10 protein-coding genes, 1 tRNA gene and 2 pseudogenes are annotated in these 13,483 nt (G+C 68.9%); 3 read left to right on the top strand and 10 right to left on the bottom strand.

The genetic code is table 11. From position 1 onward, the window contains the following. The gene (locus GTY47_RS17740) at positions 1–1,362 is read right to left on the bottom strand and encodes a hypothetical protein (RefSeq protein ID WP_040902365.1); all 1,362 of its coding nucleotides are present in this window, start codon (positions 1,360–1,362) and stop codon (positions 1–3) included. A gap of 167 nt (positions 1,363–1,529) precedes the next feature. Continuing rightward, positions 1,530–1,658: a DLW-39 family protein gene (locus tag GTY47_RS40990; RefSeq protein ID WP_003999697.1), complete on the bottom strand. Its 129-nt coding sequence runs from the start codon at positions 1,656–1,658 to the stop codon at positions 1,530–1,532. Positions 1,659–1,994: 336 nt separating this feature from the next. On the opposite strand from GTY47_RS40990, the gene GTY47_RS17750 reads away from it, so the two are divergent. Continuing rightward, on the top strand, positions 1,995–2,360 hold the full coding sequence (locus tag GTY47_RS17750) for a DUF6344 domain-containing protein (protein ID WP_010032677.1): 366 nt from the start codon (positions 1,995–1,997) through the stop codon (positions 2,358–2,360). A gap of 79 nt (positions 2,361–2,439) precedes the next feature. Here GTY47_RS17750 and GTY47_RS17755 read toward each other — a convergent pair whose 3' ends face one another. Then, positions 2,440–3,348 (bottom strand): hypothetical protein, encoded by a 909-nt coding sequence (locus GTY47_RS17755; RefSeq protein ID WP_040902366.1) that lies wholly within the window; start codon positions 3,346–3,348, stop codon positions 2,440–2,442. Positions 3,349–4,331: 983 nt separating this feature from the next. Between GTY47_RS17755 and GTY47_RS17760 the strand changes: the two genes are divergently transcribed. Next, the gene (locus tag GTY47_RS17760) at positions 4,332–4,742 is read left to right on the top strand and encodes a VOC family protein (RefSeq protein WP_010032682.1); all 411 of its coding nucleotides are present in this window, start codon (positions 4,332–4,334) and stop codon (positions 4,740–4,742) included. A 235-nt stretch (positions 4,743–4,977) separates the two neighbouring features. Continuing rightward, positions 4,978–5,173: pseudogene (locus GTY47_RS17765) on the top strand (site-specific integrase); the annotation flags it as partial. A 68-nt stretch (positions 5,174–5,241) separates the two neighbouring features. Here the strand turns inward: GTY47_RS17765 and GTY47_RS17770 are convergent. The 7 genes and pseudogenes from GTY47_RS17770 to GTY47_RS17800 form a co-directional block, all read right to left on the bottom strand. Then, positions 5,242–5,318: transfer RNA gene (locus GTY47_RS17770), tRNA-Ile, on the bottom strand. Positions 5,319–5,417: 99 nt separating this feature from the next. Beyond that, the gene (locus GTY47_RS17775) at positions 5,418–6,230 is read right to left on the bottom strand and encodes a DUF3566 domain-containing protein (RefSeq protein WP_010032684.1); all 813 of its coding nucleotides are present in this window, start codon (positions 6,228–6,230) and stop codon (positions 5,418–5,420) included. A gap of 18 nt (positions 6,231–6,248) precedes the next feature. Further along, the gene (gene gyrA / locus GTY47_RS17780; protein ID WP_010032685.1) at positions 6,249–8,843 is read right to left on the bottom strand and encodes a DNA gyrase subunit A; all 2,595 of its coding nucleotides are present in this window, start codon (positions 8,841–8,843) and stop codon (positions 6,249–6,251) included. A gap of 42 nt (positions 8,844–8,885) precedes the next feature. Then, positions 8,886–10,958, bottom strand: coding sequence for a DNA topoisomerase (ATP-hydrolyzing) subunit B (gene gyrB, locus GTY47_RS17785; protein ID WP_029180677.1), 2,073 nt, complete (start codon positions 10,956–10,958; stop codon positions 8,886–8,888). 454 nt (positions 10,959–11,412) lie between these two features. Next, a complete protein-coding gene (locus GTY47_RS17790; protein WP_010032693.1) occupies positions 11,413–12,003 on the bottom strand; it encodes a DciA family protein in 591 nt (196 codons plus the stop codon). Then, complete coding sequence (gene recF, locus GTY47_RS17795; protein WP_010032694.1) at positions 12,000–13,121, bottom strand: DNA replication/repair protein RecF; 1,122 nt, start codon at positions 13,119–13,121, stop codon at positions 12,000–12,002. The genes GTY47_RS17790 and recF overlap by 4 nt, the downstream gene beginning before the upstream one ends. A 37-nt stretch (positions 13,122–13,158) precedes the next feature. After that, positions 13,159–13,483, bottom strand: a pseudogene (locus GTY47_RS17800) (6-phosphogluconate dehydrogenase); the annotation flags it as partial.

Genomic DNA, 13,483 nt, shown 5'->3' on the forward strand with positions numbered 1-13,483 from the left:
CTACCCGGTGCTCCTCCGCCGAGCCACCACGGTCCACACCCCGAGCCCCACCAGCAGCGCGCTCCCCGTGCCGATGCCGCCTACCGCGACGACCCGCATCGCCGTGTCGTCACCTCCGGCCACGCCCTCGGCCGCCGCCTCCCGGTCCTGGTCCGAGACCTCGAAGACACCCTTCGGCTCGGACTCGCCCACGTAGTCGGGCCCGCCCCGCGCCGCCCCGCTCACCCGGACCCGCAATGTCATCGGGAACGGCCCGTCCCCGAAGGTGTCGGCGACGCTCTCGGCGAGGTGGGCGACGAGGTAATAGGAGCCGGCGAAGCGCACCGCAGCGACCCGGCCGACGGCGGCGTAGCGGTTGGCGTGGTCGACCGGCGGCAGGATGGGCAGGCTGCCGGACTTCTGGCCGCCGTCGTAGCCGACGCCCACGTCGGCGACGGGGCCGCGCGCCGGGTTGTACAGGGCCAGGTCCAGCGCGTCGGGCGCGTAGCCGGTGCCGCCGGAGGCCGAGCTGCCCAGGTCGGCGGTGACGTGGAGCTGCTGGCCCCAGTCGACCGGCACCTCGTAGAAGAGCGTCTCGCCGGGCCGGATGTCGTCCCGCCAGACCCCCTGGTCCAGCGGGGTCGCCCCGGCGAACCCCGCACCGCCCCGGCGGTCCTCCGCCTCCCCTTGGAGCGGCTCGGGCGAGGCGGAGTTCCACACCTCGGGTGCGCTGGTCGGCCCGGTCTTCGCCGTCCGGGGCTCCGTCATCGCGACGAGTTCCAGGTCCCAGGCGTCGGGCGAGGAGCCCTCGCCCTTCGGGTCGACGCGCTCGACGGACACGTAGTAGGCCCCGGCCTCCCGGCACAGCGGCTTGGTGGGCGAGATCTCGCGCCGGCCCCATGCCGCGATCGGGTGCGGACTGCGGGCGGCGCCGAAGCTCGCCGTGTCGACGGAACAGGGGGCGCCGTCGTCGTCCTGCACGGACACCTTGAGCCCGTCGATGACGGAGACGGTACTGCCGGGGGAGGGGACGGCCGTGACGGAGACGTACGCGTTCGAGGTGGCGTCGAGCTGGAGGCGGTAACTGACCTTGCCGCTGCTCGGGAGGGAGCTCTTGTAGGCCGTGCCGGGCGTCAGCGCCACGGCGTCAGCGGTGCTCCTCGCCCCCTCGATGTGCCGGGCGTCGTCGGCGAAGGCGTACGGACTCGGCGACTGAGCCGCCGTACCGGACGCCCCGGCGGCGGCCGGGGCGGCCTGGCCGGGCACCACGGCGGCCGTCGTACCCAGCACCACCGCCACGACGCCCAGGCGCACGAGCACCGACGGACGACGGCCGCGCCACGCGCCCGCACGCCCCCACGCCGTACGACACCGTCCCCTCACGCGCCACCCCTCCCGTCACCGGACCGCAGAACCGCCGTGCGCCCTCGAACCGTGGAACCGTGGCCCATCCTGCCCCGCCGCCGCGCCCGGCACCCCGCCGTCCGCGCAAACACACAAAACCCCGACCGCGAGGCGGCCGGGGTGTGCTCGGTATGGGATGTCGTGACTCACGAACCCGTGGGCACGGAGTCAGTCGCCTCCGTCCACAGATCCTGCTCGGCGCGATCCGCCTGGATCTGGCGGTACACGAGGAGCCCGCCGATGGCGGCCAGTGCGACCAGGAGAAGCTTCTTCACCGCGCGACCTCGTCTTTCCTTGACGTAGGGGACCTCTGGCGCCCGACTATACACACCGACCGATACCGATCGGTGACCTGAGTCGGCCCTCAACTCCCGTCCGGGGAACCGCGATAGCAGCGGAGTCCGCCACTCCAACCGGAGAGTGATCACACGCCGACCGACGGTTACTTCGACCCCTCTCGCCCCTTTCCTCACCTTTTCGCACCTCTTGCGCCCATCCGGGTGGTGTTCATCCGAACATCGACGCGCCACGGGCGTCGGTCCACCACTTCTCGGCCCCCATACACATCATGAGGAAAGTACGCAAATCGCCCGACCCGAAAGTGAGGGGTTATGGCCCGGAACAAGGTCATGAAGCTCTGGACCGCCATCGTCACCGCCTTCCTCGCCCTGTGCACGGCGCTCGGATTCGTCACCACGACCGCCGCGGCGGCGGTACCGCAGACCGAGCAGGAGCGCAACAGCGCGCTCATCCCGCAGCAGCGGACGGCACCGGCGGCGGCCGCCCCCAGGTCCTTGTCCTACGCCAGGGCCCTGCCCCCCACGATGAAACAGCGCATCCACGCCGAGGCCCACGGCAAGTCCCCCAGCTGCCGCCACCGCACGCTCGCGGATACGACGGCGTCCCCCACCGCCCACTGCCCCGTCGACGACACCGAGGCCGACCCGGCGGACCATCTCACTCCGCTCCAGCGCTGAGATCACCGGCATCTCCCGGCGATCCGCGTACAGGCCCGGCGGCTCCCAGGAGCCGCCGGGCCTTCTTCGACGAGTGATGTCAGCCCTTGGAGAGCGTGACCTGTGACTCCTGCTGTCCGGTGTCGACCGTCACCGGGTAGTCCCGGTCGTCCGCCCGGGCCCTGCTGCGTATCGTCGCGGCACCGGGCTGGAACGAGGTGCCGGGCTCCTGGCTGGTGAGGCTGACCGACCAGGGGACGGGCGCACCCGGGGTGCAGGCCACGGTCGTCTGGTAGGACGCGCCCGGCGTCCCCTTCTTCTGGATCTGGAAGACCTGCCCGTTGAGCGAAACGCTCGCGGGCTTGTTGCACGTCACGGTGCCGCCGACGGTGACCCGCCCCTCCGGCACCTCCACCGTGCCCTCGGGGTCGACGGTCATCCCCATGGCCAGTTCGGCCGGAGGCTCGGGCATGACCGCGTGCACCGCACCGCGCAGCGGCACCGTCGAGCCGTTGCAGTACTGCTCGAAGGTGGCGTCGAGCTCGCTGATGTAGCCGTAGGGGCCGAAGGCGATGTGCTCGATGGTGAAGGAACCGGAGTTGGTGTTGCACCACTTCTCGGTCCCGTTGTCGGTCCCGCTGAACACCAGTTCCGGATCCTCCGGCTGGGCGTCGGGCCACTGCTTCGCCCCGGTGTACGTGGTGCCCTCGGTCAGCTTCTGACCGTCGGGGGCGGCGACGATGAGCCGCCAGAGCGTGCCCTGCTCCGCGTCCACCGCGACGGTCAGGCTGTTCCCGTCCGTGCTGCCCTGGACGTCGAACATCTGGACCGCTCCAGCCGTGTACTCGTACGACTGACCTCCGGATATGGGCTCACCCGCGTCGCCGCTGAAGCTCAGCGTTCCCGACGCCGCGCTGTAGGCCTGCGCGGTGCCCGCCAGCGGTGCGACCGCGAGCGCGGCCATCGCCGCGACAACCCCCACCGTCCGGGCCAGGACGCGTCTGGGCATGGTGCTTCTCGTCAAGGTTCCCCCCAAGGGAATGACTCCGGGGAGGCCGGCCGGCCTCACTCAAGAAGCGCTGGGACGTCGGCAAGCGTCACAGGAGCCTCATAGGCAACGCACGCGCTTCCCGGGGTACTTCCCGATCCCCTGTCCCCCACGAAGTCGCACGACGCAAGCGGGGCAGGACGAACGAGTACAGACGCCCCCAGGCGGCCCAACAGCGCATGCGCGGTCGGGGAGCGAGAGATGTGCTGGACACGTCCCGACCGTCGACACAGGGAGTAAACCAATGCGTCTGCCTACCATCGCCGCAGCCGCCGCTTTGGCTTTGACCGGTGCCCTCTCCATCGTGGGCACGACGGCCGCCCACGCCCAACCCGAACCACCTACCCCACCCGCCGTGGTCGTCCCTCCGCCCAACGTCGTCGTCCCTCCTGGAGCCGTGGTCATCCCTCCCCCCAACGCAGTCGTCCCTGCTGGAGCCGTGGTCGTCCCTCCGCTCGGGGAGATGCCTCCCGGGCAGGACGGCTGAGGAACCCACCCGGTCGCTTGCCCGGACCGCGACATGCGCCGGGCGACAGGGGGTGGAGGATTTGCGGGGCAATAGCGGGGCAACAAGATCAACACATGTAGAAGCCCGGTAGTCCTGGAGACCTACCGGGCTTCTCACCTGGCGCTTTGCCGATGTGGGGCTAACAGGATTCGAACCTGTGGCCTCATCCTTATCAGGTCGATCATGGGACCCCTGGAACATCGGCCAACTCGTCTCCCGCCTCGACTGGCTGTCCGTCGAGGCTCGGCGGTGTACGCCGCTGTCCGGCCTTGTTGGTGTCAGGTACTGGTGTCAGCGATGAGGGACGCTCATGACAAACCCAACACAGCCTACTAAGCGGCTCCGCCGAAGTCTGCTGCTGATCCGCACCTGCGGTACAAACCTGGCCGCTCCTGGTGAACGGGGCTCGGGGGTGAGCTTGTGACAAGATCGCGGGATGCTGCGACTCACCGATTTCATTGTCGACTGCCCGGACACGATGAAGCTGGCGGCTTTCTACTCCGAGGTGACGGGCCGTCCGATCAAGAAAGGCAGCTCCGCGGACTGGGCTGGCATCCAGTTCGGCGAGATCGAGCTGGCATTCATCCGGGTGGATGACTACCGCGCTCCGCAGTGGCCCGACACCGAGCACCCCAAGCAGTTCCACCTCGACTTCGAAGTGGACGAGATCGAGTCCGAGCAGCGCCGCGTCCTCGACCTCGGCGCGACGCTGAGGCAGGACTTCATCGGCCCCAACGGCTACGGCTGGCAGGTCTACACCGACCCGATCGGCCATCCCTTCTGCCTGTGCCGCAACAAGGGCGTCATCTGGACCGACCAGGGCCCGATCTGGCCCAAGCGCGACTAATTAGCCGCCCACTTCCTCACCACCACTCGTCCCAGCTCCCATCCCGTCTGCCGTCGACCCACAAACCGTGGAGCGGGCGTGGTCCCTGGCGTCCAGGTGGAGCGCGCCACTGTACGAACGACCTGGACGCCATGGGCCGCGTCTGCTCGGCTCTGCCTGGGTCGATGGCGGGCAGGATGGGAGCTCCCCCGCGCACGCCACTACTCCGCCGGCACTCGCGAACGGCGCCCCCGCCATCACGGTCCGGCTCGCCCGGCACACCTGCGACACCCTGCTCGCCTTCCTGAAGGCACCCCACGGTGGCTCAGGCGATCCTCCGGCACAGCCAGATCAGCATGACCATGGACGTCTACACGCACGTGGTCGGCGACAGTGAGCGGGAAGCGGTCGGCATGCTCGCGGAGCTGCTGGAAGATCCGCTCATCGGCTGACCACCGCTGTTGGTGTCAACCGTAGGTGTCAAAAGACCCCCAGCCGTATCGACTGGGGGTCTTCTCGCTGGTGGGGCTAACAGGATTTGAACCTGTGGCCTCATCCTTATCAGGGATGCGCTCTAACCAACTGAGCTATAGCCCCGCCGCGCTCTGCGGTGTGTGTCCCGCGCGCTGACCCCTGAAGATTAGCGCACGACATGGGCAGTCCCAAAATCGGTTGTCGGGACAACGTCAAAGGACGTCACTCGTCCTCGGCGAGCGTCAGCTCCACACCGCCCACGAAGCCCGCGGAGAGGTTGTAGATGAACGCGCCGAGCGTCGCGAGAGCCGTAGCCAGGACGACGTCGATGACCGCGATGATCGACGTGAACATCAGGACGTTGGGCAGCGACAGGAAGGCCTGGAGGTCGAAGCCGTTCGACTCGTTGGAGCCGGTCGCCTCGGAGATCGTGCCGCCGACCGTGGAGAAGACGCCCATCGCGTCCATCACCATCCACAGCACGGCGGCCGCCACGATCGTGCAGATGCCCAGGGCGATGGAGAGCAGGAAGCTGACCTTCATCACCGACCACGGGTCGGCCTTGGCCACGCGCAGGCGGGCCTTGCGGACGCGCGGCGTGGTGCGCGCACCCGTGCGCGGACGCCGTACGGCAGCGGCGCCGGCACCGGCCGCCGCCGGCTGCGCCGGGTAGGCCTGCGGCGGGTGGTACGGCCCGGCCTGCTGCTGTGCCTGCCGTTCCCCCGGCAGGGGGGAGGCCGTCTGTCCGGCGGTGCCCTGCTCCTGCGCGGCCGGCTCGGGCTGCGGCTGGGCGCCGGACGCGGACGGGCCCGCTCCAGCGGTCTGCTGCTGGGTCTGCGGACCTCTGGTGTCCGTCACAGTTCCCCCCTGTGATCCATGCGTGTCAGGCGAGGGCGAGTCCTTGGTCGGGGACTTGATCGCCTTCAGGTTGGTCGTGTGCGGGTCCGCCGCACGCGCGGCGGAGCCACGGCCGCCGTCGTCCGTGTCCGTACCCTTCGAGGTACCGGTCGGTCCGGCGCCCGTGGCTCCGCTCACGCTGACTCACTCCTCGTGCTACTCGGGCGAGGGCACCTCACCCTCGTCCGTGCCGGTGGTCGCGGCACCTTCGGCGGTCTCGTCGACGACCACGTCGCCGTCGACCTCCTCCGCCTCGCGTCCCGCCTCGGCGTTGCGTGCGATGCCGACGACGGCATCGCGCTTGCCCAGATTGATCAGTTGGACGCCCATGGTGTCACGGCCGGTTTCCCTGATCTCGTTGACTCGCGTACGAATCACACCGCCGCCCAGCGTGATGGCGAGGATCTCGTCGGTCTCCTCGACCACCAGCGCGCCGACGAGAGATCCACGGTCCTCCACGATCTTGGCGGCCTTGATGCCGAGGCCGCCGCGACCCTGGACGCGGTACTCGTCGACGTTGGTCCGCTTCGCGTACCCGCCGTCGGTGGCAGTGAACACGAACGTACCGGGTCGAACAACATTCATCGAGAGCAGCTCGTCGCCCTCGCGGAAGCTCATGCCCTTGACGCCCGAGGTGGCGCGGCCCATGGGACGCAGGGTTTCGTCGGACGCTGTGAACCTGATCGACTGTGCCTTTTTGCTGATCAGAAGCAGATCGTCGTCCGACGAGACCAGTTCGGCTCCGATCAGTTCGTCGTCCGAACCGTCCTCCATCGAACGGAGGTTGATCGCGATCACACCGCCGGAACGCGGCGAATCGTAATCCTTCAGAGGCGTCTTCTTCACAAGTCCGGCCTTGGTGGCGAGAACGAGGTACGGAACCGCCTCGTAGTCGCGGATCGCCAGGATCTCGGCGATCGCCTCGTCCGGCTGGAAGGCGAGCAGGTTCGCGACGTGCTGGCCGCGTGCGTCCCGGCCGGCGTCGGGCAGTTCGTAGCCCTTGACGCGGTAGACGCGGCCCTTGTTGGTGAAGAACAGCAGCCAGTGGTGCGTCGTGGACACGAAGAAGTGGTCGACGATGTCGTCTTCCTTGAGCTTCGTGCCGCGGACGCCCTTGCCGCCGCGCTTCTGGGCGCGGTAGTCGTCGGTCTTGGTGCGCTTGATGTAGCCGCCCCGGGTGACCGTGACGACGATGTCCTCCTCGGCGATCAGGTCCTCGATGGACATGTCGCCCTCGTAGGGGATCAGCTTGGTCTTGCGGTCGTCGCCGTACTTCTCGACGATCGCGGCCAACTCCGCGCTGACGATGCCGCGCTGACGGACCGGGGAGGCCAGGATCTCGTTGTACTCGTTGATCTTCGCCTGGAGTTCGTCGTGCTCCTGGACGATCTTCTGGCGCTCCAGGGCGGCCAGTCGGCGCAGCTGCATCTCGAGGATGGCGTTGGCCTGGATCTCGTCGATCTCCAGGAGGCTCATCAGGCCGCCGCGCGCGATGTCGACGGTGTCGCTGCGCCGGATCAGCGCGATGACCTCGTCGATGGCGTCCAGGGCCTTCAGCAGACCGCGCAGGATGTGCGCGCGCTCCTCGGCCTTGCGCAGCCGGAAGCGCGTACGGCGGACGATGACCTCGATCTGGTGGGTCACCCAGTGGCGGATGAACGCGTCGAGCGAGAGCGTGCGCGGCACGCCGTCCACCAGCGCCAGCATGTTGGCGCCGAAGTTCGTCTGCAGGTCGGTGTGCTTGTAGAGGTTGTTCAGCACGACCTTGGCGACCGCGTCCCGCTTCAGCACGATGACCAGGCGCTGGCCGGTGCGGGAGGAGGTCTCGTCGCGGACGTCCGCGATGCCGCCGATCTTGCCGTCCTTGACCAGGTCGGCAATCTTCTGGGCGAGGTTGTCCGGGTTGACCTGGTACGGCAGTTCCGTGACCACCAGGCACTGGCGGTTCTGGATCTCCTCGACCGCGACGACCGCGCGCATGGTGATGGAGCCGCGGCCGGTGCGGTACGCCTCCTCGATGCCCTTGCGGCCGACGACGAGCGCGCCGGTCGGGAAGTCCGGGCCCTTGATGCGCTCGATCAGCGCGTCCAGGAGCTCCTCGTGGGACGCCTCGGGGTTCTCCAGGTACCACTGCGCCCCGGCGGCGACCTCGCGCAGGTTGTGCGGCGGGATGTTGGTCGCCATGCCGACCGCGATGCCGGCCGAGCCGTTGATCAGCAGGTTCGGGAAGCGGGCCGGCAGGACGGTCGGCTCCTGGGAGCGGCCGTCGTAGTTGTCCGTGAAGTCGACGGTCTCCTCGTCGATGTCACGGACCATCTCCATCGACAGCGGCGCCATCTTGCACTCGGTGTACCGCATCGCCGCCGCCGGGTCGTTGCCCGGGGAGCCGAAGTTGCCGTTGGAGTCGACGAGCGGCATGCGCATCGACCACGACTGGGCGAGGCGCACGAGGGCGTCGTAGATGGAGGAGTCGCCGTGCGGGTGGTAGTTGCCCATGACGTCGCCGACGACGCGGGCGCACTTGTAGAAGCCGCGCTCGGGGCGGTAGCCGCCGTCGTACATGGCGTACAGCACGCGGCGGTGGACGGGCTTGAGGCCGTCGCGGACGTCCGGCAGCGCACGCGAGACGATGACGGACATCGCGTAGTCGAGGTACGAGCGCTGCATCTCCGTCTCGAGCCCGACGGGCTCGACGCGCATGGCCAGGGCGTCACCCTCGGGCGTCGTCACGGGAGTGTTCTCGTCGGTCATTGCTGGTGAAGGTCCTTCCTGGTGCGGTCAGCTGAGACCGACTCAGATGTCGAGGAAGCGGACGTCCTTGGCGTTGCGCTGGATGAACGCGCGGCGGGCCTCGACGTCCTCACCCATGAGGACCGAGAACAGGTCGTCGGCCTGGGCGGCGTCGTCGAGCGTGACCTGACCGAGGACGCGGTGCTCCTGGTCCATGGTCGTGATGCGCAGCTCCTCGGCGTTCATCTCACCGAGACCCTTGAAGCGCTGGATCGAGTCCTCCTTGACGCGCTTGCCGCGCTGACGGCCGATCTCCAGCAGCGCGTCGCGCTCGCGGTCGGAGTACGCGTACTCGACCTCGTCCCGACCCCACTTGATCTTGTAGAGCGGGGGACGCGACAGGAACACGTGCCCGGCCTCGACCAGCGGCCGCATGAAGCGGAACAGGAAGGTCAGCAGCAGGGTGTTGATGTGCTGGCCGTCGACGTCGGCGTCCGCCATCAGGATGATCTTGTGGTAGCGCAGCCTCTCGATGTCGAAGTCCTCGTGGACTCCGGTACCGAAGGCGGAGATCAGCGCCTGGATCTCCTGGTTCTGCAGGATCTTGTCGATCCGCGCCTTCTCCACGTTGAGGATCTTGCCGCGGATCGGGAGGATCGCCTGGTACTCCGGGTTCCGGCCGGACTTGGCCGAGCCGCCGGCGGAGTCACCCTCGACGATGAAGATCTCGCACTTGGTGGGGTCGTTCGACTGGCAGTCGGAGAGCTTGCCCGGCAGGGACGCGGTCTCCAGCAGGCCCTTACGACGCGTCAGGTCCCGCGCCTTGCGGGCCGCCACGCGCGCGGTGGCCGCCTGGATGCCCTTGCGGATGATGTCCGCCGCCTCGTTCGGGTTGCGGTCCAGCCAGTCCGCGAGGTGCTCGTAGACGACCTTCTGGACGAAGGTCTTCACCTCGGTGTTGCCCAGCTTGGTCTTGGTCTGGCCCTCGAACTGCGGCTCGCTCAGCTTCACCGAGATGATCGCGGTCAGACCCTCGCGGATGTCGTCACCCGTGAGGTTGTCGTCCTTCTCGCGCAGCAGCTTCTTGTCGCGCGCGTACTTGTTGATCAGCGAGGTCAGCGCGGCACGGAAACCCTCTTCGTGCGTACCGCCCTCGTGGGTGTGGATGATGTTCGCGAAGGAGTACACGCCCTCGGTGTAGCTGCTGTTCCACTGCATCGCGACCTCGAGGGACAGGAGCTTCTCCTTGTCCTCCGCCTCCAGGTCGATGACGGTGGGGTGCACCACGTCTCCCTTGCGGGAGTTGAGGTACTTCACGAAGTCGACGATGCCACCCTCGTAGTGGTAGTCGACCGACTTGACCTCGGCCTTCTCGTCGGCACCCGCCTCGTCCGCACCTGACGTCGCCTTGGCCGACTCGCGCTCGTCGGTGAGCTTGATCCTCAGACCCTTGTTGAGGAACGCCATCTCCTGGAAGCGCCGCGAGAGCGTCTCGAAGGAGTAGTCGGTGGTCTCGAAGATGTCCGGGTCGGCCCAGAAGGTGACCGAGGTGCCGTGCTCCTCCGTGGCCTCGTGCTTGGCGAGCGGAGCGGTCGGGACACCCAGCTTGTAGTCCTGCGTCCAGCGGTAGCCGTCGGTCTTGACCTCGACGGCGACCTTCGTCGACAGGGCGTTCACCACGGAGACGCCGACGCCGTGCAGACCGCCGGAGACCGCGTACCCGCCGCCGCCGAACTTGCCGCCCGCGTGCAGGACTGTCAGCACGACCTCGACGGCCGGCTTGCCCTCGGACGGCACGATGCCCACCGGGATGCCGCGGCCGTTGTCGACGACCCGCACGCCGCCGTCGGCCAGGATCGTCACGTCGATCGTGTCCGCGTAACCCGCCAGCGCCTCGTCGACGGAGTTGTCGACGACCTCCTGCACCAGGTGGTGCAGGCCGCGCTCACCGGTCGAACCGATGTACATACCCGGTCGCTTGCGGACCGCGTCCAGACCCTCGAGGACGGTGATGGCACTGGCGTCGTACGAAGCAGTGACTGAGGCCTCGGCGACTCCAGCCATGGCCTCGACGGACGGGTTGTTCTCGTTGGGGTTGCCGGAATCGGCCACGAAGCGCCCTTTCTGGCACAGCACGAGCCAGGCTCGTCGGCGGGTTGCCGGAGCGGCTGCGGCATGTTGCGTTGGTAAGCCTTGATCAGCGTTGCTCAGCTTTTCCCGGACGGTCCCCACGATTGGGGCGGGATTGCCTCCAGTCTACCGGTAGCACTGACACTGATGGGGGTTTGCCGGTACCTGAGTCCGCATGTGCCGCCCTCAACCGGTCTTCCCCGACTCCCGATATGCGGATGGGGGCTCCAAGAGGCTCACGGAGCCACTCAGCGCTTCCGGCCGTCAACCCTTGGCTACTTCGGAGTCAGGTCGCGATTCGCAACCGTGTGCGGGGGTGCGAAGAGAGGGGCGCCGGCGCTCCGGGCAGGCCACCGACGGCCACTTTTGTGATGTCGGTCACTTGCTGTCGATCGGTGGGAAACAGGCGTCGACGGGGCCCTCACGGGGCCTGCGGACAGCCTCGGGGAGGAGGCTCTCGTCAGCCGTAGGTGTCGCCGGGGCCGGTGCTCCCGGGGGCGCGCAACGGGCCGTAGCGGCGGTTGGGCGCCCCGGGGCCCTGCACCTTGATCAGCTTCACCGTGCCGTGGCCCAGGTCCTCGTTGAGGCGCGCGACCAGGGTCGGGGCGAGCAGCCGGAGGTTCGTCGCCCAGGCCGTCGAGTCGCAGCGCACGGACAGGACGTGCTCGTCCTCGTCGTACCTCTCCGGAACACAGTGCTTGGCCACGTCCTCGCCGACGATCTGCGGCCAGCGGCCCATCACCCCGCCCACCGCGGCCGGGGCCTCCCAGCCGCGCTCGCTGATCAGCCTGTTGATCGCGGAGCCGAGCGCCATGGGGTCGCGGCCGTCGGCGCGCGCGCCGGAGCGCAGTCCGCCGCGGCGCGCCTGCTTCTTCTGCTGCGCCGCGTCGCCGCGCGCGCGTGCGGCTTCCTTGGCGGCGCGGAGCGCCACGCGCGCGAGGTCGACGCCGGACGGCTCGGGGGTCCGGGGCCCGGGGGCCTTCCCGGACGGGCTCTCCGCTGCGTTCCCCCGTGCGCTGTCCGGTGTGTTCTCCGGTGTGTTCTGCGTCATACGCGCTCCACCGTCCCCTCGGACACGGCGAACCGCACCCCGGACAGCACATGCGGGACGTCGTCGTCGACCGCGGCGGTCACCAGGACCTGCTCGCCGGGCGCGACCAGCTCGGCGAGGCGCTCACGGCGGCGGGTGTCCAGCTCGGCGAAGACGTCGTCGAGCACCAGCACCGGCTCGTTGCCCTCGGCTCTGAGCAGGTCGTACGAGGCCAGGCGCAGGGCCAGGGCGTAGGACCAGGACTCGCCGTGGGAGGCGTAGCCCTTGGCGGGCAGCTGGCCGAGCTTGAGCAGCAGGTCGTCCCGGTGCGGGCCGACCAGGGTGACGCCGCGCTCGATCTCCTGCTTGCGGGCCTCGGCGAGCGCGGCCATCAGTTGCTCGAACAGGTCCTCACGGGTGTGCGCCTCGCCCGGGGCGGACGGCTTGTACTCCAGGGCGATCGGGCCGCCGCCGGGGGCGAGCTGCTCGTACGCCTTGTCGGCGAGCGGCTGGACGGCGGCGATCAGGTCCAGGCGCTGGGCGAGCAACTCGGCACCCGCGCGGGCGAGATGCTGGTCCCAGATGTCGAGCGTGGACATGTCCATGCTGCGGCCGCCGTGCCGACGGGCGAGCGCGGCCGACTTCAGGAGGGTGTTGCGCTGCTTGAGGACCCGGTCGTAGTCGGAGCGGACTCCGGCCATACGCGGGGAACGGGCGGTGATCAGCTCGTCGAGGAAGCGGCGCCGCTCACCGGGGTCGCCCTTGACCAGGGCGAGATCCTCGGGGGCGAACAGCACGGTCCGCACGATCCCCAGCACGTCACGCGGCTTGACCTGCGAGGACCTGTTGATCCGGGCCCGGTTGGCGCGCCCCGGGTTCAGCTCCAGCTCGACCAGTTGCTGCCGGTCGCCCTGCCGCACCTGGGCCCGGATGATCGCGCGCTCGGCGCCCATGCGGACCAGGGGGGCGTCGGAGGAGACGCGGTGGCTGCCGAGGGTGGCGAGATAGCCGACGGCCTCGACGAGGTTGGTCTTGCCCTGCCCGTTCGGGCCGACGAAGGCCGTCACCCCCGGGTCGAGCGGGACCTCGACCCGGGGGTACGAGCGGAAGTCGGCCAGCGACAGATGCGTGACGTGCATGGTCGTTTCGCCGACCTCCCCAACCGTCGGGTGTTGCTTACTTGGTCTCGACCGCGTGGCCGCCGAACTGGTTCCGCAGCGCCGCGATCATCTTCATCTGGGGCGAGTCCTCCTGACGGGAGGCGAACCGCGCGAACAGCGACGCGGTGATCGCCGGCAGCGGCACCGCGTGGTCGATCGCGGCTTCCACAGTCCAGCGTCCCTCGCCGGAGTCCTGTGCATAACCCCGGAGCTTGTCCAGGTGCTCGTCCTCGTCGAGCGCGTTGACCGCGAGGTCGAGCAGCCAGGAGCGGATGACCGTGCCCTCCTGCCAGGAGCGGAAGACCTCCCTGACGTCGGTCACGGAGTCGACCTTCTCCAGC

Source organism: Streptomyces sp. SID5464, assembly GCF_009862985.1.
Lineage (GTDB): Bacteria > Actinomycetota > Actinomycetes > Streptomycetales > Streptomycetaceae > Streptomyces > Streptomyces chartreusis_D.